Below are 21,999 nucleotides of genomic sequence, written 5' to 3'. Positions count from 1 at the left end.
CCCTACTCCGCGGTCGTCGGGGGCTCCAGAAGCTCCCACCCCTCGGTGATCACTCGACCATACAGGAGGTCCGGATCCAGACGGCGGAGCTCTTCGGCGAGGCACTCGCGCAGGGTGCGACGCGGCAGCACGATGTCGTGCGACGGCTGTCCGGGCTGGGTCAGCGTCGCGTCGATCGGGTTGCTCCGCTCCAGGACGATATCGCCGGAGGCGCGGGTCAGGCGGACCTTCTGGATGCCGTGCTCCCAGTTCTCGCGCTGGGCGTAGTGCCATTCCACGGGCACGTCGAGCTTGAGCCGCAGCCAGGCCGCCAGCAGCGCCGTCGACGGCGAGCTCGCGCTGCCGACGACCTCGACCGCGGTCACCCGATCGTACGGGGGCTGGTCGAGCACTGCGGCGAGCTGCTCGCGCCAGTGGGTCAGGCGCGTCCATGCCAGATCGGTGTCGCCGGGAGCGTGCCCGGAGGCCAGCTGCGCCAGTCGATCGGGCGAGTACGGCCGCGTCGCAGCATCCGTGATCCGTCGCTGCGCCATGCGCCCGATGGGCGAGCGCGCCGGCTCGAGCGGCGGATGGTCGGGCCACCAGGCGACGACCGGGGCATCCGGCAGCAGCAGCCCGGTGATGAGAGCCTCTTCGCTGCCGGCCGCGTCGCCCGAGGCGCGCAGCACGATGACCTCGCTCGCGCCGGCGTCGCCGCCCACGCGGATCTGGGCGTCGAGCTTCGATTCACCGGCCGTGTCGGCGGTCAGCACGATGACGCGCATGGGGTGCTCGCGCGAGGCGTCGTTGGCCGCCTCGATGACGTCTTCCTCGAGTCCGCTCGAGGAGACGATGACCAGGGTCAGCACGCGGCCGAGGGCCACGGCGCCGCCCTCTTCGCGCACACTGACCAGCGAACGGGCGATCCTCGAGACCGTGGTGTCGGGTAGGTCGATGATCATGGGCGCCTCCAGACGCGGCCATCGCGAGCCAGCAGCTCGTCGGCGGACGATGGGCCCCACGAACCGGGGGAATACTGCTCGAGCGGTCCGCCCTGCGCGGCCCAGTACTGCTCGACCGGGTCGAGGACGCGCCACGAGAGCTCGACCTCCTGATGACGGGGGAACAGCGGCGGGTCGCCCAGCAGCACGTCGAGGATCAGGCGCTCGTAGGCCTCGGGGCTCGACTCGGTGAAGGCGTGTCCGTAGCCGAAGTCCATCGTGACGTCGCGCACTTCGTTCGCCGCTCCGGGCACCTTCGATCCGAACCGGATGGTCACGCCCTCGTCGGGCTGAATGCGGATGACCAGGGCGTTCTGGCTGTGCTCGAGGGTCTGGCTGCGCCGGAACAGGTGCTGCGAGGTCTCCTTGAACACGACGGCGATCTCTGTCACGCGGCGGCCGAGGCGCTTGCCGGTGCGCAGGTAGAACGGGACGCCGGCCCAGCGGCGGGTCGCGATCTCGAGCTTCACGGCCGCGTACGTCTCGGTCGTGGACTGCGGATTCATGCCGTCTTCGTCGAGGAAGCCGGTGACCTGCTCGCCGCCCTGCCAGCCGCCCGCGTACTGACCGCGCGCGGTGGCGGTGGACAGGTCGTCGGGGAGCTTGACGGCGGCGAGGACCTTCTCCTTCTCGGCCCGCAGCTGCGTGGCGTCGAGGGTGATGGGCTCTTCCATGGCCGTCAGCGCCAGCAGCTGCAGCAGGTGGTTCTGGATGACGTCGCGTGCTGCGCCGATGCCGTCGTAGTAGCCGGCACGACCGCCGACGCCGATGTCCTCGGCCATCGTGATCTGCACGTGGTCGACGTAGTTCGCGTTCCACAGCGGCTCGAAGAACTCGTTCGCGAAGCGCAGCGCCAGGATGTTCTGGACCGTCTCCTTGCCGAGGTAGTGGTCGATGCGGAAGATCGAGTCGGCGGGAAAGGCGACCTCGAGCGATTCGTTGAGTGCGCGGGCGCTGGGCAGGTCGTGGCCGAACGGCTTCTCGATGACCACGCGCCGCCAGCTGTCGTCGTCGGTGTCATCGACCAGCCCCGAGTTCTTCAACTGGGTGGCGACGGTCGGGAAGTCCTTCGGGGGGATCGACAGGTAGTAGGCGTGGTTGCCCATCGTGCCGCGTTCGACGTCGAGCTTCTCGACGGTCTCACGCAGCCGCAGGAAGGCCGCCGGGTCGCCGAACTCGCCGGAGACGAAGCGGATGCCCTGCAGCAGCTGCTTCCAGGTCTCCTCGCGGAACGGCGTGCGCGCGTGCTGCCGGACGGCGTCGTAGACGACCTTCGCGAAGTCCTGGTCCTTCCAGTCGCGGCGAGCGAACCCGACGAGTGCGAAGCCCGGGGGCAGCAGGCCGCGGTTGGCGAGGTCGTACACGGCGGGCATGAGCTTCTTGCGCGACAGATCGCCTGTCACGCCGAAGATCACGAGGGCGCTGGGGCCGGCGATGCGGCTGAGTCGACGGTCGTCGGGATCGCGCAGCGGGTTGCTGCCACGCGAGATCTCGACGCCGTCCGGCTCGGAGGTTCCGAGCGTTCCGGGTGTGTCGAATGACATGGGGCGGGGTGCTCCTACTGTGCTGCTTCGAACAGCGTCAGGACCTCGACCTGGGGGTCGGTCAGGGTCAGGGTGATGACCGGACGGCCATGGGCGGCGAGAACCTGGGCATCGCCGTCGGCCTGCGCGCGCAGCAGTTCGCCGAACGTGAACGGGCGGCCGGGGATCTCCAGGTCGACATCGGTGGATTCGCGGATCTGCAGGAACACGCCGTGCGCCGGGCCGCCCTTGTGGTACTGGCCGGTCGAGTGCAGGAACCGCGGCCCCCACCCGAACGTGGTCGGCCGGCCCGAGTCCGCGGCGACCATCTCGCGCAGCCCCGACAGGTGCGGCAGCGAGACACGGTCGACGTACGCCTGGATGGCGACATAGCCGTCGGCGGGCACCGTGTTCCAGAGGGCGTCGAACACGCCCTCGAGGGTGCCCGACGCGGCCAGCGCCGGGTCCGAGACGCGCACTTCGACACCCTGCTCCACGAAGGCCGGAGCGGGGGTGTCGGGTCGGGCGTCGAGCAGACCGCGGGTCGCCTCCTTCGCCGACTCGACGTCGGGCTGATCGAAGGGGTTGATGCCCAGGACCCGCCCGGCGATCGCGGTCGCGTACTCCCAGACGACGAACTGGGCTCCGAGCGAGCCTGAGATCAGGATCTCGCCGGGGTGCTGCTCGATGATCTGGAAGTGCACGGCGTCGTCGACGATGCGCACGAGCTGGAGGTCATCGGGGGTCTGGTCGACTTCGGGGGAGACGGGCAGCAGGACGACGGGCAGGATGCCGGTGCCGTTCTTGCCGGTCGATTCGGCGACCAGCTGCTCGATCCAGTCCGGCAGGCCCTCGATGTGGGTGCCGTCGGTGATCAGGCCGAGCTTGTCACGGCGCGGCTCGCCGCCGGCGATGGCCGCAGCGAGCACGAGCGCCGGGTTCTTCGGGTCGTCGATCGCCACCTCGAGCAGCGTCGCCTCGGCCTCATCGAGCATCTCCTCGATGTCGGCTCCGGCCAGGCCCGACGGGACGAGCCCGAAGGCGGTCAGCGCCGAGTAGCGACCGCCGACCGCGGGGTCGGCGGAGAACACGCGATAGCCCGCTGTGCGGGCGGACTCCTCCAGGGGCGAACCCGGGTCGGTGACCACGACGATGCGCTCGGCGGGGTCGATGCCCAGATCGGTCCACGCCGCTTCGAAAGCCCGGCGGGCCGAGTCGGTCTCGACGGTGGAGCCGGACTTCGATGCCACGACGAGCACCGTCTGCTCCAGCCCGCCGGCCTCGGCGTCGCCGTCGATCGCGGCGAGCACCTGACCGGGTGAGGTGGAGTCGAGGATGACCAGCGGCACGCCCGCTGTCCGGGTGATGACCTCGGGCGCGAGCGACGAGCCGCCCATGCCGGCCAGCACCACGCGGGTGATCCCCTTGGCGATGAGCTCTTCGCGCAGCGCGACGATCTCGGCCACGAGCGGACGGGAGACCGAGACGGCCTGCACCCAGCCGAGGCGCTGGGCGGCCTCGGCCGCGGCCCCGGGGCCCCAGAGGTCGGCGTCGCCGGCCGTGATCCCACTCGCGACGAGGCTGTCGACCAGCCCCGGCAGCGACTGCTCGACGGCACGCTTGGCGTGCCCCGAGACGTGGATCTCGAAGCTCACCGCGCACCCTCGAGGGCGGCCACGACCGTCTGCTGCAGGTCGTGCCACGAGGCGATGAACTTGTCGACGCCTTCGTCCTCGAGCACCTGGGTCACATCGTCGAAGTTGACGCCGACGGCGGCGAGCCTGGCGAACACGTCGTGGGCACCGGCGTACGTGCCGGTCACGGTGTCGCCGGCGATCTCGCCGTGGTCGAAGGTGGCCTCGAGCGTCTTCTCGGGCATCGTGTTGACGGTGCCGCCGGCGACGAGCTCGGTCACGTAGAGCGTGTCGGGCAGGTTCGGGTCCTTTACACCCGTCGACGCCCACAGCGGCCGCTGCAGGTTCGCCCCGGCATCCGTCAGCGACTTTGCACGCGCCTCGGCGAACTTCTGCTCGAACAGCTCGTAGGCCAGGCGCGCATTGGCGACGCCGGCGAGGCTCTTGAGGCCGAGGGCCTCGTCGGTGCCGATCGCCGTCAGTCGCTTGTCGACCTCGGTGTCCACGCGGGACACGAAGAACGAGGCCACGGAGTGGATCTTCGAGATGTCGTGGCCGTTCTCGCGGGCCTGCTCGATGCCGGCGAGATAGGCCTCGATGACGTCGGCGTGGCGCTCGAGGCTGAAGATCAGGGTGACGTTGACCGGGATGCCGGCGGCGAGCGTCGCGGTGATCGCCGGGATGCCGGCCTTGGTCGCCGGGATCTTGATCAGCGCGTTGGGGCGGTCGACCTTCGCCCACAGCTTCTTCGCCTCGGCGACGGTCGCCTCGGTGTCGTGGGCGAGGTCGGGGGAGACCTCGATCGACACCCGGCCGTCCTCGCCGCCGGTGGCGTCGAAGACCGGGCGGAAGATGTCGGCCGCGTCGCGCACGTCGTTCGTCGTGAGCTCGAAGATCGCCTCGTCCGCCGATGCGCCGCGCTCAGCGAGAGCGGCGATCGCGTCATCATACGAGTCGTCATCGGTGTTGCCGATCGCGCCCTGGAAGATCGTCGGGTTCGTGGTCACACCGCTGACATTGCGCGTCTTGATCAGATCGGCGAGGTTGCCCGACGTGATCCGCGCGCGGGACAGGTCGTCGAGCCAGATGCTGACGCCTGCGTCGGACAGAGCCTGGGTGGGGGTGCTCATGCGTTCTCCTTGACGGTTGCGCGGGCCGCGTCGGCGACCGCGTCGGCGGTGACGCCGAACTTCTGGAACAGGGTCTTGTAGTCGGCGGAAGCGCCGAAGTGGTCGATGCCGACGGTGCGGCCGGTGTCGCCGACGATGCTGCGCCACAGGCCCGTGACGCCGGCTTCGACCGAGACACGGGCGCGGATGGATGCCGGGATGACGCTCTCACGGTAGTCCTCGTCCTGCTCGGCGAACCACTCCAGCGACGGCGCCGACACGACGCGGGCATTGATGCCCTCGGCGGCCAGGGTCTCTCGCGCCGCGACGGCGAGCTGCACCTCGGAGCCGGTGGCGATGAGAACCACGTCGGGCGCGCCGTCCGGTGCGTCGATGAGCACATACGCGCCCTTGGCGACGCCGTCGGTGGTCGCGAACCCGTCCTCGCCGCGCGGGAAGGTCGGGATGTTCTGGCGAGTCAGTGCGATGCCGGTGGGGCCGCCCTGGCGCCGGACGATCTCGAGCCACGCGGCGGCGGTCTCGTTCGCGTCGGCCGGCCGGACGACGGTGAAGTTCGGGATCAGGCGCAGGGTGGCCAGCTGCTCGATGGGCTGGTGCGTGGGGCCGTCCTCGCCGAGGGCGACCGAGTCGTGCGTCCACACGAACACCGACGCGATGTCCATGAGGGCAGCCAGCCGCACGGCGGGGCGCATGTAGTCGCTGAAGATCAGGAACGTGCCGCCGAACGGACGCGTCGGACCGTGCAGCTTGATGCCGTTGACGATCGCGCCCATCGCGTGCTCGCGGATGCCGAAGTGCAGCACCCGGCCGTACGGGTCACCCGACCACTCGTGGGTCGACCACTCGGAGGGGATGAAGCTCTTCGCCGATTTGATGGTGGTGAGGTTCGACTCGGCCAGATCGGCCGAGCCGCCCCACAGCTCGGGCAGCTGGTCGGCGAGGGCGTTGATGACCTGGCCGGACGCGGCGCGGGTCGACACGTCCTTGCCGGCCTCGAAGCTCGGCACGGTGACGTCCTCGGGCAGCACGCCCGACTCGAGGCGGTCCAGCAGCGCCTTGCGCTCGGGGTTGGCGGCGGCCCACGCATCGAACGAAGTCTGCCAGGCTGCGCGCGCCTCGGCGGCACGGTCGGCGAGGGCCCGGGTGCGGGCGAGGATGTCGTCGGCGACGACGAAGTTCTGCTCGGGGTCGAAGCCGAGGACCTTCTTGGTGGCGGCCAGCTCGTCGGCGCCCAGCGCCGAGCCGTGGATCTTGCCGGTGTTCTGCTTGCCGGGCGAGGGCCAGCCGATGATCGTCTTCAGGACGATCAGCGAGGGCTTGTCCATTTCGCCCTGGGCCGCCTCGATCGCGGCGTGCAGGGCGGCGACGTCCTCGACGTACTCGCCTGTCTTCTTCCAGTCCACCGTCTGCACGTGCCAGCCGTACGCCTCATACCGGGCGGCGACGTCTTCGGAGAACGCGACGTTGGTGTCGTCTTCGATGGAGATCTGGTTCGAGTCGTAGATCGCGATCAGGTTGCCCAGCTTCTGGTGACCGGCGAGGCTTCCCGCTTCGCTGGTGACGCCCTCCTGCAGGTCGCCGTCGCCGGCGACGACATACACGAAGTGATCGAACGGCGAGGTGCCCGCCGCGGCATCCGGATCGAACAGACCGCGCTCGTACCGTGATGCATACGCGAACCCGACCGCCGATGCCAGACCCTGGCCCAGTGGGCCGGTCGTGATCTCGACGCCCTTGGTGTGCCCGTACTCGGGGTGGCCCGGGGTCAGCGAGCCCCAGGTGCGCAGCGACTTCAGGTCGTCGAGCTCGAGACCGAAGCCGCCCAGGTACAGCTGCACGTACTGCGTCAGCGACGAGTGCCCGGCCGACAGGATGAACCGGTCGCGGCCCAGCCAGCCGGTGTCGGTCGGATCGTGCCGCAGCACCCGCTGGTACAGCAGGTACGCCGCCGGCGCCAAGCTCATCGCGGTGCCGGGGTGGCCGTTGCCGACCTTCTCCACGGCATCCGCAGCCAGTACGCGAGCGGTGTCCACCGCGCGCCGATCGATCTCATCCCAAAGCAGTTCCGACACTCGGGCAGCCTTTCATCAAGAGTGCGCCCAGACCCAACCGATCCGCGGCCTCGTCCGGGGCGGAAAAGGAGGAGTCGGCGCAGGGCGCGCGTGTGGTCTCAGCATAGCGAAGGGGCATGCTGCCCCGGCCATGTGCACCGTGTTGCCACGAGTCTTGCCGACCGCCGGGCGACGGCGATGTCGGCGCCGTTTCCCGCCGGTGACGTTGTGCTCACGTGTCCGGCCCGGGCATTGTGAGGTGCGCGCCGGCCGCTGCGACCCGATGACATAGAATGAAATGAACTGTGCGAGCAGCGATTGCGGGGGTCATGGACATCACTCAGCCGGTCTCAGGGGCGGCACCCGCCACGACCGATCAGCGCAAGGGCATCCGGCGCACCATCGCCGCCTACGTCACGCTGACCAAGCCGCGCGTGCTCGAGCTGCTGCTGGTGACGACCGTTCCGGTGATGATCCTCGCCGAGGGCGGCATCCCGAATCTGTGGCTCGTACTCGCGACCGTGATCGGCGGCTCGATGAGCGCCGGTTCGGCGGCGTCGTTCAACATGTACCTCGACCGCGACATCGACGCGCATATGAAGCGCACGGCCGGCCGGCCGCTGGTGACCGGCGAGATCTCGCCGCGCGCGGCGCTCATCTTCTCGTGGGTGCTCGCCGTGGCATCCACCGTCTGGCTGCTCCTGACGACCAACTGGCTCGCCGCGACCCTGTCGGCCGCCGCCATCTTCTTCTATGTCGTGATCTACACGATGATCCTCAAGCGCCGCACCGAGCAGAACATCGTGTGGGGCGGCATCGCCGGGTGCTTCCCGGTGCTGATCGGCTGGTCGGCGGTGACCGGATCGCTCGACTGGGCGCCGCTGATCCTGTTCGTGCTCGTGTTCCTGTGGACGCCGCCGCACTACTGGCCGCTGTCGATGAAGTACAAGGGCGACTACGAAGAGGCCGACGTGCCCATGCTCGGCGCGACCCGGAACGGTTCGCAGGTCGGGCTGCAGGTCATCCTCTACGCATGGGCGACCGTCGCGTGCTCGCTGCTGCTGGTCCCGGTCGCCGACATGGGCCTGGTCTACACGGTCTCGTCGGTCGTGTTCGGCGGCTGGTTCATCTACGAGTCGCATGTCCTCTACAACCGCGCGGTGCGCGGCGAGCGGGTCAAGCCGATGCGCGTCTTCCACGCGTCGATCACCTACCTGACCCTGCTCTTCCTCGCGATCGCGATCGACCCGCTGCTGCCGTTCTGATCGCGTGGGCGTCCGTCGCGCAGTGGCCGGGCTATCGCACCTACGAGCGGGACTCCGGCCGGGTCGTGCGCCTGTTCGGGCTGACGACCGACGCGGCCCCGTCGCCCTTCCGCGAACTGCGGTGAGCGGACGGGGCCGACTGAGTCAGCGCGTCGCGACGGTCTCGGCCGGCGTGTAGCCGAGCTCGCTGTCGTAACCGAGGCTCTCGCCTGCGTCGGCGGTGGGCTCGGCGCTGTCGTCGTCAGTGGCATCGGCGCCTTCGTCGTCGGTGGATGCCGCGGCGACAGGCTCGTCGACTGCCGGCGCCTGCGGGGCGAACGCACGCAGCGACGCGACGCTCAGGGCGAGCAGCAGGCCCACGATGCCCGCGCCGATGAGGATCGCACCGGTGACGCCCCAGATCTGGCCCACATACACATCGCTGGTCGTGGCCGTGCCGTCGAGCAGCCCGGCATCCATCGTGCCGAGCTTGGTCACCAGCAGATACGCGCCGCCGGCGGCGGAGGCGAGGGAGCCGACGATAAGAACCCAGAAGGGGATGCGGCGGATCAGGCGGGGACGGGTGTTCATGAGACTCCTCAGGGGTCGCTCGGGGGCATGCGGAGCCGCGGAGAGCGGCTGCGGACACTCTCTCCCGCAGATCCGGGTGAACCCCTTGTGACTCCTATGAGCGCGCTGTGCGCGGAGCCGTCAGGCGCATCACGACCACGGTCATCGCCGCGGCCGTCAGGGCCGCCAGCACCATGTGCACGCCGACCGCAAGCTCGGGCAGGCCGTTGCGCGCCTGGTACAGGCCGACGGCGATCTGGACGAACTCGACGATCAGCAGCGCGGTGATCCAGCGACGCGTGGGCAGACGCCGCAGCCAGGCGGCGACGGTCAGCACCAGGGTCAGCACGAGCAGCGCGTAGCCGGGCCAGGCGTGCACGTGCTCGAGGATCGTCGCGTCGAAGCCGTTGCGGCCGGCGGTCGCGTCGCCGGAGTGCGGGCCGGCGCCGGTGGTGAGCACTCCGAAGGCGATCGTGAGGGCCAGCACGAGTGTGGTCACGTGGGTCGTGATCGCGTACCAGGCCGGCACCGCGCGCTCGCGCGGGCCGGGTGCGGTGTGCAGCCGCACGAGCAGGGCCGCGGTGACGCAGACCAGGGTGAGCGAGGCGACGTAGTGGAACCCGACGATGAAAGGGTTCAGGCCCGTCCAGACCGTGATGCCGCCCACGACCGCCTGGGCGAGGACGCCGCCCATGACGACCCAGGCCAGCACGAACACGTCGCGCCGGGTGCGGCGCAGCCGCCACACCAGCACGAGCAGGACGAGGGCCAGGATCCCCAGCAGCGGGCTCATGAGCCGGTTGCCGAACTCGATGAGCGAGTGGATGCCGTCGTCGACCAGCGCCGGCGTGGGGACGAGCGAGTCCGGAGTGCACAGCGGCCAGGTCGGGCAGCCCAGACCCGAGCCGGTGAGCCGCACGGCCCCGCCGGTGGCGATGATCAGGACGTTGCCGATGAAGTTCAGCCATGCGACGACCGTGATGCGGCCATCGATGCGGTCCGGGAGCCACGCGGCCCGCGATGGCGCGGTCGAGGCGGTCGGCGTGGTCGGCGCGGTGGTCATGCGCTTCCTCCTGAGTGGCACCCGTGAGGCGGGCGGTGGCACGCCGAGGGTCGGGCGTTGCCTGTAGAGTTGAGGGGTGAGATGACGCGGCTCGAGCCGCTGATCGTCCCCCCAAGTCTAGGCGCGCGAACCCTGCGCGTTCGGACAACGAATTCAATGTGGCCCTGAAAGCGGCATCCTGCCCTCGCACACTCCACGAGGACCGGGAATGCCGGAGCGGATGACACCGTCCGGGCCCAGAGGAGGTAATTCCATGTCGGATGTCCTGATCGACAGACCCGAACTCGACAGCCTCGGCGTGTATGAGTTCGGCTGGCACGACACGGACGCTGCGGGCGCCGTCGCGCGGCGTGGCATCAGCGAAGAGGTCGTGCGCGGCATCTCTGCTCTCAAGAATGAGCCGGAGTGGATGCTGAAGACCCGGCTCAAGGGTTACCAGCTGTTCGGTCGCAAGCCGATGCCGACGTGGGGTGCTGACCTCAGCGACATCGACTTCGACAACATCAAGTACTTCGTGCGCTCGACCGAGAAGCAGGCGCAATCGTGGGAGGACCTCCCCGAAGACATCCGCAACACCTACGAGAAGCTGGGCATCCCCGAGGCCGAGCGTCAGCGCCTGGTCGCCGGCGTCGCCGCGCAGTACGAGTCCGAGGTGGTCTACCACCAGATCCGTGAGGACCTCGAGCAGCAGGGTGTCATCTTCATGGACACCGACACCGCGCTGCGCGAGCACCCCGAGTTCTTCGAGGAGTACTTCGGCACCGTGATCCCCGCGGGCGACAACAAGTTCGCGGCACTGAACACCGCGGTCTGGTCGGGCGGTTCGTTCGTCTACGTCCCGCCGGGCGTCCACGTCGAGATCCCGCTGCAGGCCTACTTCCGCATCAACACCGAGAACATGGGCCAGTTCGAGCGGACGCTCATCATCGCCGACGAAGGCTCGTACGTGCACTACATCGAGGGCTGCACGGCACCGATCTACAAGTCGGACTCACTGCACTCGGCGGTCGTCGAGATCATCGTGAAGAAGAACGCCCGCGTCCGCTACACGACGATCCAGAACTGGTCGAACAACGTCTACAACCTCGTCACCAAGCGTGCCGTGGCCCACGAGGGCGCCACGATGGAATGGGTCGACGGCAACATCGGCTCGAAGGTGACGATGAAGTACCCGTCGATCTTCCTCATGGGCGAGTACGCCAAGGGCGAGACGCTCTCGGTGGCCTTCGCCGGTCCCGGCCAGCACCAGGACGCCGGCGCCAAGATGGTCCACATGGCCCCGCACACGCAGTCCTCGATCGTCTCGAAGTCGATCGCCCGCGGGGGCGGCCGGGCCGGCTACCGCGGTGAGGTGCGCGTCGATGCCAATGCCCACCACTCGGCCAACACCGTGCGCTGCGACGCGCTCCTGGTGGATTCCATCTCGCGCTCCGACACCTACCCGGCCATCGACATCCGCGTCGACGACGTGCAGCTGGGCCATGAGGCGACCGTCTCGAAGGTCAGCGAGGAGCAGCTGTTCTACCTGATGAGCCGGGGCATGCCCGAAGACGAGGCGATGGCCATGATCGTGCGCGGCTTCATCGAGCCGATCGCACGCGAACTGCCCATGGAGTATGCCCTCGAGCTCAACAAGCTCATCGAGATGGGCATGGAAGGATCCGTCGGCTGATGACGACAGCGACTCAGGCCCCCGCCACCTCGGCGGAGGGTCACATCGACCCTGCGGCCGCGTTCGTTCCCGTGCAGACCCGCTCGGAGCGCCCGCGATCGTTCGACCCCACTGATTTCGGCGAGCCGACCGGCCGCGAGGTGAACTGGAAGCACACTCCCGTCGCGCGCCTGGCCGCGCTGTTCGTCGATGAGGAGACCGAGGCCGGCGTCGCCTACGACGTCGACGCGATCGCCGACCACCTCGTCGATTCGACGGGCCACGACGCGGACGTGCGCGGCGAGGTGTTCACACCCGAAGACCTCGTCAGCGCGATCGCCTGGAAGCGCGGCGCGAATGCCCTGCACGTGCGCATCCCGGCCGAGGCGGAGCTCGCCGAGCCCGTCATCGTGCCGATCCGGGGCCTCGGTGCCGACCGGCACGGCAACGCGCACATCGTCATCGAGGCCATGCCTCAGTCGCGTGGCACCGTGCTGCTCTACCACTCGGGCAGCGCGCAGTACGCCCAGAACGTCGAGATCATCGCCCGCGACGGCTCACAGCTCACCGTCATCACGGCGCAGCGCTGGGAGGACGACGCCGTGCACGTGGCGGCGCACCAGGCGCGCGTCGACCGCGACGCCACCCTCACGCACGCCGTCATCAGTCTCGGCGGCGGCGTCGTGCGGGTGAACCCCTCGGTCGAGCTCGCCGGCGCCGGTGCGAACGGCAAGCTCTACGGGCTGTCGTTCTCCGATGCCGGACAGCACCTGGAGAGCCAGGTCTTCCTGCACCACAAGGGACCGCACACCACCGGCGACGTGTTGTACAAGGGCGCCCTGCAGGGCACCGATGCGCGCAGCGTGTGGATCGGTGACGTCCTGATCGGGCCGGATGCCGTGGGCACCGACTCCTATGAGGCGAACCGCAACCTGGTGCTCACCGAGGGTGCACGCGCCGACTCGATCCCCAACCTCGAGATCCAGACCGGCGACATCGTCGGCGCCGGGCACGCCAGCGCCACCGGTCGCTTCGACGACGAGCAGCTGTTCTACCTGCAGAGCCGCGGCATCGCCGAAGACGAGGCGCGACGCCTCGTCGTGCTCGGCTTCCTCGGCGAGATCGTCCAGAAGCTCGGCATCCCCGAGTTCGAGGCCGAGCTCTTCGCCGCCGTCGAGGCAGAACTCGCCGAAGGCACCGAGGCATGACCGCACAGAAGGTGCTGAACCTGAGCGACCTCGAGCAGGACACCGCCGTGCGCGTCGTCATCGACGACGTGCCGATCGCGGTCGTGCTCGACTCGAGCGGCGAAGTGCATGCGATCGGCGACACCTGCACCCACGGCGACGTCTCGCTGTCCGAGGGCTTCGTGGAGGGCGACACGCTCGAATGCTGGGCACACGGATCGCAGTTCTCGCTGCGCTCCGGCCGTCCGCTGAACCTGCCGGCCTACGAGCCGGTTCCCGTATATGTCGTCACGATCGACGGCGATGAGATCCTCATCGACCCGACCGTGACCAAAGAAGTGAACTGAAGAAGGAAGGCAGCAATGTCTGTTCTCGAGATCCGCGACCTCTACGTGACGGTCGAGACGGATGCCGGAGTGATCCCGATCCTCAACGGCGTGGACCTCACGGTCCGCACCGGTGAGACCCACGCCATCATGGGCCCCAACGGTTCGGGCAAGTCGACGCTGGCGTACACGATCGCCGGTCACCCGAAGTACACGGTCACCTCCGGCACCATCACGCTTGACGGCGAGGACGTCCTGGCGATGTCCGTCGACGAGCGTGCGCGCGCCGGCCTGTTCCTGGCGATGCAGTACCCGGTCGAGATCCCCGGCGTGACGGTGACGAACTTCCTGCGCACCGCGAAGACCGCGATCGACGGCGAAGCACCCGCGATCCGCACGTGGACCAAGGACGTCAAGGGCGCGATGAAGAACCTGCGCATGGACCCGAAGTTCGCCCAGCGCAATGTCAACGAGGGCTTCTCGGGCGGGGAGAAGAAGCGTCACGAGATCCTGCAGCTCGAGCTTCTCAAGCCGGCGCTGGCCGTGCTCGACGAGACCGACTCGGGCCTGGACGTCGACGCGCTGAAGATCGTGTCGGAGGGTGTGAACCGCGCCAAGGAGGAGACGAACCTCGGCGTGCTGCTGATCACGCACTACACACGCATCCTCCGCTACATCACGCCCGACTTCGTGCACGTGATGGTGAACGGCCGCATCGCCGAAGAGGGCGGGCCCGAGCTGGCCGCACGGCTCGAGGACGAAGGCTACGACCGGTTCCTGCCCGAGGAGGACGACGCCGTCGCCTCCGCCGAGGTCTAGGATCAAGCCATGACCGCCACCCTCACTCCCGAGAAGTACGACGAGGTCACCGAGGCGCTCAAAGACGTGATGGACCCCGAACTGGGGATCAATGTCGTCGACCTGGGACTCATCTACGACCTCGGCTGGGACGACGAGAACGACGCACTCGTCATCCACATGACCCTGACGTCGGCGGGGTGCCCGCTGACCGACGTGCTCGAAGAGCAGACCGCCCAGTCGCTGGACGGCGTCGTCGAGCAGTTCCGCATCAACTGGGTGTGGATGCCGCCGTGGGGCCCCGAGCGCATCACCGACGACGGGCGCGACATGATGCGCGCGCTCGGCTTCGCCATCTGATCACTCGGAGGACCTCCTGTGTCGACCTCGCCGCTGACGGCGCTGCGTGCGCTGCCGCTCGATGTGCTGCGCCGCAGGCACAGCACGAAGTGGCGCGCGTACCCGGACGACGTGATCCCGATGTTCGTGGCCGAGACGGACTTCCCGCTCGCCGAGCCGATCACCGGCGTGCTCACCGACGCGATCGCCATCGGCGACACCGGCTACACGCCCCCGGACCCCGGCCTGCGCGACGCTTACGCCGCGTTCGCCTCCCGCCGGTTCGGGTGGGACATCGATCCGGCGCGCATCCGGTCGACGGCCGATGTCATGATGGGCGTGGTCGAGCTGCTCCGCGCCACGATCTCACCCGGCGACCGCGTGGTCATCGCGCCCCCGGTCTATCCGCCGTTCGCGATCTGCATCCCCGAAGCCGGCGGCGTGGTCGAGGAGGTGCCGCTGGTCGACACCGGTGCGGCGTGGCAACTCGACCTGCTCGGCATCGAAGCAGCCCTGGCCGGTGGTGCGCGGGCCGTGCTGCTGTGCAACCCGCACAACCCCACCGGCACCGTCCACTCCCGTGAGAGCCTCGCGGCCCTCGCCGACCTCGCCGCCGGCTTCGGTGCGGTCGTGATCAGCGACGAGATCCACGCGCCGCTCGTGCAGCCGGGCATCGGCTACACGCCGTTCCTTGCGGCATCGACCACCGCCGCCGAAGTGGGATACGCGGTCACGAGCGCGTCGAAGGCGTACAACCTCGCGGGTCTGAAGTGCGCGCTCATGATCACCGCGTCCGACCGGACGACCGCGGTGCTGCGCGGACTGTCTCCCGAGGTCGAGTGGCGCACGGGCCTGTTCGGGGCCCTCGCCGGCGTCGCAGCGTTCTCGCCGGAGTCGGATCCGTGGCTCGACGCGCAGCTGGTGACACTCGACGAGAACGGGCACCTGCTGGGCGATCTGCTGGCCGAGCACCTGCCGCTCGCGCGGTACCGGAAACCGGATGCCGGCTACCTGGCGTGGATCGACCTCTCCGCCTACGGCTGGGGTGACGACCCGGCGCGCCACATCCTGGCCGGCGCGCGCGTCGCGCTGCACCACGGCCCCGAGTTCGGCACCCAGGGCAGCGGCCACGTCCGCCTCAACTTCGGGTGCTCGCCCGAGCTGCTGAGCGAGGCGGTGACCCGCATCGGGTCGCTCGTCGGCCGGTGACCACGACCCGCGCGGCGGGGATCTGGCATCCACGTTTCGCATGGGTGACCGCCGGCGCGGTCGCGATGATCTTCCTCGCGGCGATGCAGTCGCTCGCCGTGACGACCGTCATGCCGGTCGTCAGCGCCGAGCTCGACGGTGCAGGGCTCTACGCGGTGGCCTTCGCCGGCACGCTGGCCACGAGCGTCATCGGCATGGTCGCCATCGGCGCGTGGAGCGACCGCCGCGACCCGGTGCTGCCGCTGGCCACTGCGGTCGCCCTGTTCGCGGTGGGCCTGGTGATAGCCGGACTCGCGCCCACCATGGAGATCCTCGTCGTGGGGCGGCTGCTGCAGGGACTCGGCACCGGGGGAGAGACCGTCGCCCTCTATGTCATCGTCGCCCGGGTGTATCCCGGTGCCCTGCACGGCCGCGTGTTCGCGGCGTTCTCCGCCGCGTGGGTGGTGCCCTCGCTGGTCGGGCCGTTCCTGGCGGGCGCCGTCGCCGAGTACCTGCACTGGCGCTGGGTGTTCCTCGGGGTCGCCGCTCTCACCCTGATCGCGTTCACGATCGTCTATCTGCGGCTGCACGGCCTGCCGCTGAGGACGGCCGATCCGTCGCGCGAGCCGTTCACCGGACGACTGGCGTGGGCCACCCTCCTGGCGGTCGGGGCACTGGGACTGAGCCTGGCCGGCACGACGGGCGCCTTCGCGCCGCTGGTGGTGCTCGTCGCGATCGTCCTCATCGTCGTGGCGGTGCGCCCGCTCGTGCCGCCTGGAACGCTGTTCTCTCGGCGCGGCCTGCCCAGCGTCGTGCTCATGCGCGGACTCATCGCCGGGTGCCTGTTCGGCGCCGAGATCTACGTGCCGTACCTGCTGATCGAGGACTACGGCTTCTCGACGACCTGGGCCGGCCTCGGCCTCACCGCGGCGGCCCTGCTGTGGGCGCTCGGCGCCGACGTGCAGGGCAGGTTCGGCGAGCGGATAGGCAGCACCCGGATCGCGATCATCGGCGTCGCACTGCTGGTGATGGCGACGGCCGCAGCGGCACTCAGCGCGGCCTGGCACCTGCCGGCGTGGGTGGTCATCGTGACCTGGGCCTTCGCCGGCGGCGGCATGGGGCTCATGTATCCGCGCCTCACCGTGCTGACGCTCGCCTACTCGACGCCTCACAATCAGGGGTTCAACTCGGCGGCTCTGTCGATCTTCGACGCGGTGGGAGCCGCGGCATCCATCGCCGTGATGGGGCTCACCTTCGTCGCCCTGGCGGGGACGGATGCCGGATACCCGGCGGTCTTCCTCATCGCGACCGCCCTGGCGCTGCTGGCGCTGGTGCCGGGGCTGCGGCTCGGCGCGCGCGAAGGTCAGTTCTCGGCTTTGCCCAGTCGCCAGTAGCCCATGAAGGCGACGGCGCGCCGGTCGACGCCGAGTCCTGAGACGAGGTGGCGGCGGAGCGCCTTGATGGCGCCCGCCTCGCCGGCGAGCCAGGAGTACAGCGGGGCGCTCTTGAGCGCCGCACCGCCCTTCGCCGTGCGCGGCACCTCCCACAGGATGTCGTGGTCGATGTCGATCTCCTCGACCTCGGCGCCGCGTCCTGCCGGCACGATCACGCCCGCCGTCTCCTCGACGACGGACACGAGGTGCGCGTGCCGATCGCCGTCGGTGCGGGCCCCGACGCGGTACTCGAAGCCGGGGTGGACAGGGAGGTAGGCGGCGTCGCCGGGGTGGGGGACCTCGACGACCACGACGCCGCGGGCGTCGCGGGGCAGCTGCTCGAGGATCACCGCGATCGCGGGGGCGGCCGTCTCGTCGCCGACGAGCATGATCTGCTCACTGCGGGCCGGCGGGACGAAGTCGATGCCGTAGCTGAGATCGGGGTGTGCGGTCGTCGGGGCGAAGATGAGGACTTCGTCACCGACCACGGCCCGCGCGATCCAGTCCGACGCCGGTCCGAGCACATCGTGGGCCACCATGTCGATGTCCACTTCGCTCACCTCGTTGCGTACGTAGCGCGTCGTGTAGGTGCGGATCGGCGGGCGCGCGTGCTCGGGCAGCTCGCGCCACTGCGCGTACCAGTCCTCGCCGGTGGGCATGTCATCGAGGCTCAGCCCGGCCGTGGGGAAGATCACCTTGATGCGCTGGTCGAACCCGGGGTCGCCGTAGTCGGCGAGGTCGTCGCCGCCGAAGGTGAACCGTCGAAAGCTCGGGGTCAGATCGGTGATCGAGGTGACGCGGGCGCGGAAGAAGCGACTCGTCGGGCGCTCATCGGTCATCGGGTTTCTCCTGTCGGTGTGCCGGGAAGGGGGTGGTCGGCGGGCCTGTGACCGTCGCGGACGATGCCGTCGGGCAGCACGTGGTGGCGGCCGCGCGGCAGCACGATGGGCGATCCCGACACGGGGTCGGAGATCACCACGGAATCGAGGTCGAACACGTCGCGGACGAGTTCGCTCGTCACGACGTCCGCGGGGGCGCCGCCGGCGATCAGCCGTCCGTCACGGAGAGCGAACAGGTGATCGGCGTAGCGCGCGGCGAGGTTGATGTCGTGGAGCACCATGACGATGGTCGTACCGCGAGCGGCGTTGAGGTCGGTGAGCAGATCGAGCACCTCGATCTGGTGGGACACATCGAGGAAGGTGGTGGGCTCGTCCAGCAGCAGCACGGCGGTCTCCTGTGCGAGTGCCATGGCGATCCAGACGCGCTGCCGCTGCCCGCCGGAGAGCTCATCGACGGCACGGTCGGCAAGCTCGACGACCCCGGTGGCCGTGAGTGCCTCCGCAACGGCGCGGTCGTCGTCGGCGGTCCACGATCGGAACAGCTTCTGGTGCGGGTGCCGACCGCGGCCCACCAGGTCGGCGACGACGATGCCCTCGGGGGCGATCGGCTGCTGGGGGAGCAGGCCCAGGGTGCGGGCGAGCTCTTTGGTGGGGATCTGGTCGATGCGTTTGCCGTCGAGGACGACGGCGCCGCTGTGCACGGGGATCAGACGCGAGATCGTCTTCAGCAGCGTCGACTTGCCGCACGCGTTGGCGCCGACGATGACGCTGATCCGTCCCGCCGGGATCTCGATGTCGATCCCGTCGATGACCTTCCGGCTGCCGTATCCGGAGACCAGCCCCTCGGTGCGAATGACGTGCTGTGCGGTCATGACGATCCTCCGCGGCGGCTGGTTCGGATGAGCAGGTAGATGAGATACGGAGCACCGAGGATGCCGGTGATGACGCCGACCGGGAACTTCGTGTCGAACGCGAACTGGCCCAGGAGATCGGCGGCGAGCACGAGGCAGGCGCCGGTCAGGGCGGCCGGGATGATCACCGACGAGCCGGGGCCGACCATGCGCGCGGCGATGGGACCGGCGAGGAAGGCGACGAAGGCGATCGGGCCGGTGGTGGCCGTGGCGAAGCAGGCGAGGGCGACGGCAGCCACCACCAGGAGGACCCGTGTGCGATCGACGCGCACGCCCAGCGCGATGGCGGAGGCATCGCCGAGTTCGAGCGCTCGCAGATCGCGACCGAGGATCAGCACGACCGGCACGAGCACGATGACGGCGATCGCCAGCGGCGGGACGTCTTCCATCCGCGAGCCGTTGAGGCTGCCGGTCATCCAGCGGGCGGCGACGGAGAGATCCCAGACAGCTGCGCGCAGCAGGATGAAGCCGACGACGGCGTCGAGCATCGCGCCGACGCCGATGCCGATGAGTATCAGCCGACCGCCGGTCGACTCGCCGCCGCGAGCGGCCAGGTAGATGACGACGGCGGTGACGATGCCGGCGGCGAGCGCGAGTGCCATCGTGGCAGCACCGCTCCAGTGCAGCACGAGGAGCGAGAAGATCGCCGCGGCGCTCGCCCCGGAGGTGATGCCGATGATGTCGGGGCTCGCGAGCGGATTGCGCAGCATCGTCTGGAATGTCGATCCCGCCACGCCGAACGCGATGCCGGCGAGCACGGCGGTGAGCGCGCGGGGCAGGCGCAGCGTGCCGACGGTGAACGAGGCGCCCGGCACCTGCTGGCCGGTCAGCACGGCCAGGACGTCCGAGACCGGATAGATCGTGTTGCCCAGCATGAGCATCGCGCCGAACAGCACGGCGATGATCACGCTCATCACCGAGATCGCGACGACCCTGCGGCGCGAGCGGTGGCGGCGGCCGGCGCGGATGCGGTCGAAATGTGCGGCAGTGACCGCCGGCAGCGCCGTGGCGGTGACCTGGGACATCACAGCGCCCTCATCCGGGTGCGGCGGGCGATCGCGATGAGCACGGGTGCGCCCAGGAAAGCGGTGATGATGCCGGCCTCGACCTCACCGGGAGAGCCGAGCACGCGCCCGATCGTATCGGCGAGGGTGAGCAGGACCGCGCCGCCGAGTGCCGACAGAGGCAGCAGCCAGCGCTGGTCGGAACCGGCGGCCAATCGCACCGCGTGCGGCACCATGAGGCCCACGAAGCCGATGGGGCCGGCCACCGCGGTGACGGCGGCGCACAGCGAGACTCCCGCGACGGCGGCGACGATGCGGATCCGGCCGACGTGAACCCCCAGGCCGACCGCGACGTCGTCGCCGAGCGCGAGGGCGTTGAGCGCTGACGCGCAGAGCAGAGCGATGACCGTGCCGATCAGCAGCACGGGGACGATGACGCTCATCGTGTCCCAATCGGCCCTGCCGACGTTTCCGATCTGCCAGTAGCGGAACTCGTCCATGACGGCCTGACGCGGCAGGAGGATCGCTGCGACGAGCGAGGAGAGCGCTGCGGTGGTCGCAGCCCCGGCGAGCGCGAGCTTGATCGGCGTCGTTCCGCCCGCACCGACCGAGCCGACGAAGTAGACGAAGAAGGCGGTGACGAACGCGCCGATGAGGGCGAGACCGAGATAGCCGAAGGCACTGGAGACGCCGAGGAACGCGATGCCGATCACGACGGCCAGCGCCGCCCCGGTGTTGACGCCGAGGATGCCGGGGTCGGCGAGGGGATTGCGGGTGATCGCCTGCATGAGGGCGCCCGACAGGGCCAGGGCCGCGCCGGCGAGGAGCGCGAGGACCGTACGCGGGATGCGGCTCTGCACGGCGAGTGCTCCGATGTCGGCCGGGGTCTCCCCGCGCAGCCACGTGGAGATTCCCAAGACGACCTGGTCCGCGCTGACAGGGCGGGAGCCGAACGACAGCGAGATGACGATCGACACCGCGACCGCGGCGACGCCGACGACGAGGACCACGACGCGGCGCCGCGCGCCCACCGGTCTGGTGGACGCGCGGCGCAGGGGGGCGACAGTGCCTGTCACTGAACCTTCGCTGCCGCTTCCTCGAGTGCGGCGACGTAGTCGGTGAGCACCCACGGGATCGACAGGGCGGTGGGACTCACGGCAGCGCTGAAGTCGTCGCCTTCGCCGACGGCGACGACGGCGCCGTTGCGCACGGCGGGGAGGGTGCTCCACAGCGGGTCGGCCTGCAGCGCGGGCAGCAGCGTCTCGTCGCCGTAGGTCACGATGACGTCGACATCGGCGAGCTGGTCGGCGTTCTCCGCACTGAAGTCCAGGTAGAACGAGCCTTCCGACGCGGCGTCGACGGCCACCTGGGGCAGGTCGAAGCCGAGATCGTGCAGCAGTGCGGTGCGCGAGTCGCCGCCGGTGTAGAGCGACACCGTCGACAGGTCGGCGGCGCTAGCGTAGAAGAACGCGGCGGTCTTTCCCTCGAAGCCGGCGTCGGCGGTGGCATCGGCGATCTGGCCTTCGAGGTCGGCGACCAGCGCCTCGCCCTCCGCCTTCAGGCCCAGTGCCTCGGCGTTGAGGGTGATCTGCTCGCGCCACGGGGTGAACCAGGCGATGTCGGGGTAGGCGACGACGGGTGCGATGCCGCTCAAGGTGGTGTAGTCCTCCTCGCTGAGACCGGATTGGGCGGCGAGGATGACATCCGGCGTGGTGTCGGCGATCGCCTCGAAGTCGAGACCGTCGGTCACGTCGAACAGCACGGGCAGCTCGGCGCCGAGCTCGGTCAGCTTGTCGCTGGTCCACTCGTACACGCCCGGGTCGGCCGTACCGCTCCAGGCCCACACCTGGGTGTCCATGCCGACCGGGACGATGCCCAGCGCGAGGGCGACATCCTGGTTGCCCCACGAGATCGTGGCGACGCGCTCGGGCTTGCTGCCTATCGTGGTCTCGCCGTGCGCGTGCTCGATCGTGACGGGGAAGGCGTCCGACGCGGCGCCGTCGGTGTCGCCGTCAGCGGCGGGAGCCGACGTTGTGGCGCAGCCGGCGAGCAGGAGAGCACCTGCGGCGGCGAGGGCGGCGATGCGGAAACGTGGCACGGGAAAGCCTCCAGAAGGATTCGGGAACTG

At 69.6% G+C, this 21,999-nt stretch carries 20 protein-coding genes; 8 read left to right on the top strand and 12 right to left on the bottom strand.

The features are described from left to right. Nucleotides 1-2 precede the first annotated feature (2 nt). The 5 genes from BKA10_RS05650 to tkt are packed head-to-tail and all read right to left on the bottom strand — an operon-like array spanning nt 3 to nt 7,339. The gene (locus tag BKA10_RS05650) at nt 3-941 is read right to left on the bottom strand and encodes a glucose-6-phosphate dehydrogenase assembly protein OpcA (protein WP_183498992.1); all 939 of its coding nucleotides are present in this window, start codon (nt 939-941) and stop codon (nt 3-5) included. Beyond that, nucleotides 938-2,524 (bottom strand): glucose-6-phosphate dehydrogenase, encoded by a 1,587-nt coding sequence (zwf, locus tag BKA10_RS05645; protein ID WP_183498991.1) that lies wholly within the window; start codon nt 2,522-2,524, stop codon nt 938-940. The genes BKA10_RS05650 and zwf overlap by 4 nt, the downstream gene beginning before the upstream one ends. Nucleotides 2,525-2,538: 14 nt before the next feature. After that, entirely contained in the window at nt 2,539-4,158 is a 1,620-nt protein-coding gene (locus BKA10_RS05640) for a phosphoglucose isomerase-related protein (protein WP_183498990.1), read from the bottom strand. After that, on the bottom strand, nt 4,155-5,267 hold the full coding sequence (gene tal, locus BKA10_RS05635; RefSeq protein WP_183498989.1) for a transaldolase: 1,113 nt from the start codon (nt 5,265-5,267) through the stop codon (nt 4,155-4,157). The genes BKA10_RS05640 and tal overlap by 4 nt, the downstream gene beginning before the upstream one ends. Continuing rightward, complete coding sequence (gene tkt / locus BKA10_RS05630) at nt 5,264-7,339, bottom strand: transketolase (protein WP_183498988.1); 2,076 nt, start codon at nt 7,337-7,339, stop codon at nt 5,264-5,266. Before tkt ends, tal begins: the two co-directional genes overlap by 4 nt. 308 nt (nt 7,340-7,647) lie before the next feature. Between tkt and BKA10_RS05625 the strand changes: the two genes are divergently transcribed. Continuing rightward, entirely contained in the window at nt 7,648-8,583 is a 936-nt protein-coding gene (locus BKA10_RS05625; RefSeq protein ID WP_183498987.1) for a heme o synthase, read from the top strand. A 144-nt stretch (nt 8,584-8,727) separates the two neighbouring features. Here the strand turns inward: BKA10_RS05625 and BKA10_RS05620 are convergent, their stop codons facing one another. Then, complete coding sequence (locus BKA10_RS05620) at nt 8,728-9,153, bottom strand: dinucleotide-utilizing enzyme (protein ID WP_183498986.1); 426 nt, start codon at nt 9,151-9,153, stop codon at nt 8,728-8,730. Between the two features lie 94 nt (nt 9,154-9,247). Next, nucleotides 9,248-10,195, bottom strand: coding sequence for a COX15/CtaA family protein (locus tag BKA10_RS05615; protein WP_183498985.1), 948 nt, complete (start codon nt 10,193-10,195; stop codon nt 9,248-9,250). 253 nt (nt 10,196-10,448) lie between these two features. Here BKA10_RS05615 and sufB point away from each other — a divergent pair, with 253 nt between their 5' ends. From sufB to BKA10_RS05580, 7 genes are read left to right on the top strand one after another with little or no spacing between them, the layout of a single operon-like run. Next, nucleotides 10,449-11,867, top strand: coding sequence for a Fe-S cluster assembly protein SufB (sufB, locus tag BKA10_RS05610; RefSeq protein ID WP_183498984.1), 1,419 nt, complete (start codon nt 10,449-10,451; stop codon nt 11,865-11,867). After that, entirely contained in the window at nt 11,867-13,054 is a 1,188-nt protein-coding gene (sufD, locus tag BKA10_RS05605) for a Fe-S cluster assembly protein SufD (protein ID WP_183498983.1), read from the top strand. The genes sufB and sufD overlap by 1 nt, the downstream gene beginning before the upstream one ends. After that, a complete protein-coding gene (locus tag BKA10_RS05600; RefSeq protein ID WP_183498982.1) occupies nt 13,051-13,380 on the top strand; it encodes a non-heme iron oxygenase ferredoxin subunit in 330 nt (109 codons plus the stop codon). The genes sufD and BKA10_RS05600 overlap by 4 nt, the downstream gene beginning before the upstream one ends. 15 nt (nt 13,381-13,395) lie before the next feature. Beyond that, a complete protein-coding gene (gene sufC / locus BKA10_RS05595; RefSeq protein ID WP_183498981.1) occupies nt 13,396-14,178 on the top strand; it encodes a Fe-S cluster assembly ATPase SufC in 783 nt (260 codons plus the stop codon). Nucleotides 14,179-14,187: 9 nt separating this feature from the next. Then, nucleotides 14,188-14,517 carry a metal-sulfur cluster assembly factor gene (locus BKA10_RS05590; protein WP_183498980.1) on the top strand — a complete coding sequence of 110 codons (330 nt, stop codon included), beginning with the start codon at nt 14,188-14,190 and terminating at the stop codon, nt 14,515-14,517. A gap of 18 nt (nt 14,518-14,535) precedes the next feature. After that, nucleotides 14,536-15,705, top strand: a complete 1,170-nt coding sequence (locus BKA10_RS05585; RefSeq protein WP_248198934.1) for a MalY/PatB family protein — start codon at nt 14,536-14,538, stop codon at nt 15,703-15,705. Continuing rightward, nucleotides 15,702-17,078, top strand: a complete 1,377-nt coding sequence (locus BKA10_RS05580; RefSeq protein ID WP_248198935.1) for an MFS transporter — start codon at nt 15,702-15,704, stop codon at nt 17,076-17,078. The genes BKA10_RS05585 and BKA10_RS05580 overlap by 4 nt, the downstream gene beginning before the upstream one ends. On the opposite strand, the gene BKA10_RS05575 is transcribed toward BKA10_RS05580, so the two are convergent. The 5 genes from BKA10_RS05575 to BKA10_RS05555 are packed head-to-tail and all read right to left on the bottom strand — an operon-like array spanning nt 17,048 to nt 21,969. Further along, nucleotides 17,048-17,956: a siderophore-interacting protein gene (locus tag BKA10_RS05575; RefSeq protein ID WP_183498979.1), complete on the bottom strand. Its 909-nt coding sequence runs from the start codon at nt 17,954-17,956 to the stop codon at nt 17,048-17,050. The genes BKA10_RS05580 and BKA10_RS05575 overlap by 31 nt on opposite strands. After that, nucleotides 17,953-18,828, bottom strand: a complete 876-nt coding sequence (locus BKA10_RS05570; RefSeq protein WP_183498978.1) for an ABC transporter ATP-binding protein — start codon at nt 18,826-18,828, stop codon at nt 17,953-17,955. Before BKA10_RS05570 ends, BKA10_RS05575 begins: the two co-directional genes overlap by 4 nt. Beyond that, a complete protein-coding gene (locus BKA10_RS05565; RefSeq protein WP_183498977.1) occupies nt 18,825-19,892 on the bottom strand; it encodes a FecCD family ABC transporter permease in 1,068 nt (355 codons plus the stop codon). Before BKA10_RS05565 ends, BKA10_RS05570 begins: the two co-directional genes overlap by 4 nt. Beyond that, nucleotides 19,892-20,947 carry a FecCD family ABC transporter permease gene (locus tag BKA10_RS05560; RefSeq protein WP_248198939.1) on the bottom strand — a complete coding sequence of 352 codons (1,056 nt, stop codon included), beginning with the start codon at nt 20,945-20,947 and terminating at the stop codon, nt 19,892-19,894. The genes BKA10_RS05565 and BKA10_RS05560 overlap by 1 nt, the downstream gene beginning before the upstream one ends. Beyond that, nucleotides 20,944-21,969 carry an ABC transporter substrate-binding protein gene (locus BKA10_RS05555; protein WP_183498976.1) on the bottom strand — a complete coding sequence of 342 codons (1,026 nt, stop codon included), beginning with the start codon at nt 21,967-21,969 and terminating at the stop codon, nt 20,944-20,946. The genes BKA10_RS05560 and BKA10_RS05555 overlap by 4 nt, the downstream gene beginning before the upstream one ends. Between the last annotated feature and the right edge of the window lie 30 nt (nt 21,970-21,999).

Origin of the sequence: Microbacterium invictum (assembly GCF_014197265.1) — a bacterium.
Lineage (GTDB): Bacteria > Actinomycetota > Actinomycetes > Actinomycetales > Microbacteriaceae > Microbacterium > Microbacterium invictum.
The sequence above is the reverse complement of the archived record's forward strand: the minus strand, read 5'-3'. Positions and strand labels throughout refer to the sequence as shown.

Excerpts from the sequence above, each read along its gene's own strand:
- BKA10_RS05650 (WP_183498992.1), bottom strand. The coding sequence starts at position 941 with ATGATCATCGACCTACCCGACACCACGGTCTCGAGGATCGCCCGTTCG.
- zwf (WP_183498991.1), bottom strand. The coding sequence starts at position 2,524 with ATGTCATTCGACACACCCGGAACGCTCGGAACCTCCGAGCCGGACGGC.
- tal (WP_183498989.1), bottom strand. The coding sequence starts at position 5,267 with ATGAGCACCCCCACCCAGGCTCTGTCCGACGCAGGCGTCAGCATCTGG.
- BKA10_RS05625 (WP_183498987.1), top strand. The coding sequence starts at position 7,648 with ATGGACATCACTCAGCCGGTCTCAGGGGCGGCACCCGCCACGACCGAT.
- BKA10_RS05620 (WP_183498986.1), bottom strand. The coding sequence starts at position 9,153 with ATGAACACCCGTCCCCGCCTGATCCGCCGCATCCCCTTCTGGGTTCTT.
- BKA10_RS05615 (WP_183498985.1), bottom strand. The coding sequence starts at position 10,195 with ATGACCACCGCGCCGACCACGCCGACCGCCTCGACCGCGCCATCGCGG.
- sufB (WP_183498984.1), top strand. The coding sequence starts at position 10,449 with ATGTCGGATGTCCTGATCGACAGACCCGAACTCGACAGCCTCGGCGTG.
- sufD (WP_183498983.1), top strand. The coding sequence starts at position 11,867 with ATGACGACAGCGACTCAGGCCCCCGCCACCTCGGCGGAGGGTCACATC.
- BKA10_RS05600 (WP_183498982.1), top strand. The coding sequence starts at position 13,051 with ATGACCGCACAGAAGGTGCTGAACCTGAGCGACCTCGAGCAGGACACC.
- sufC (WP_183498981.1), top strand. The coding sequence starts at position 13,396 with ATGTCTGTTCTCGAGATCCGCGACCTCTACGTGACGGTCGAGACGGAT.
- BKA10_RS05590 (WP_183498980.1), top strand. The coding sequence starts at position 14,188 with ATGACCGCCACCCTCACTCCCGAGAAGTACGACGAGGTCACCGAGGCG.
- BKA10_RS05575 (WP_183498979.1), bottom strand. The coding sequence starts at position 17,956 with ATGACCGATGAGCGCCCGACGAGTCGCTTCTTCCGCGCCCGCGTCACC.
- BKA10_RS05570 (WP_183498978.1), bottom strand. The coding sequence starts at position 18,828 with ATGACCGCACAGCACGTCATTCGCACCGAGGGGCTGGTCTCCGGATAC.
- BKA10_RS05565 (WP_183498977.1), bottom strand. The coding sequence starts at position 19,892 with ATGTCCCAGGTCACCGCCACGGCGCTGCCGGCGGTCACTGCCGCACAT.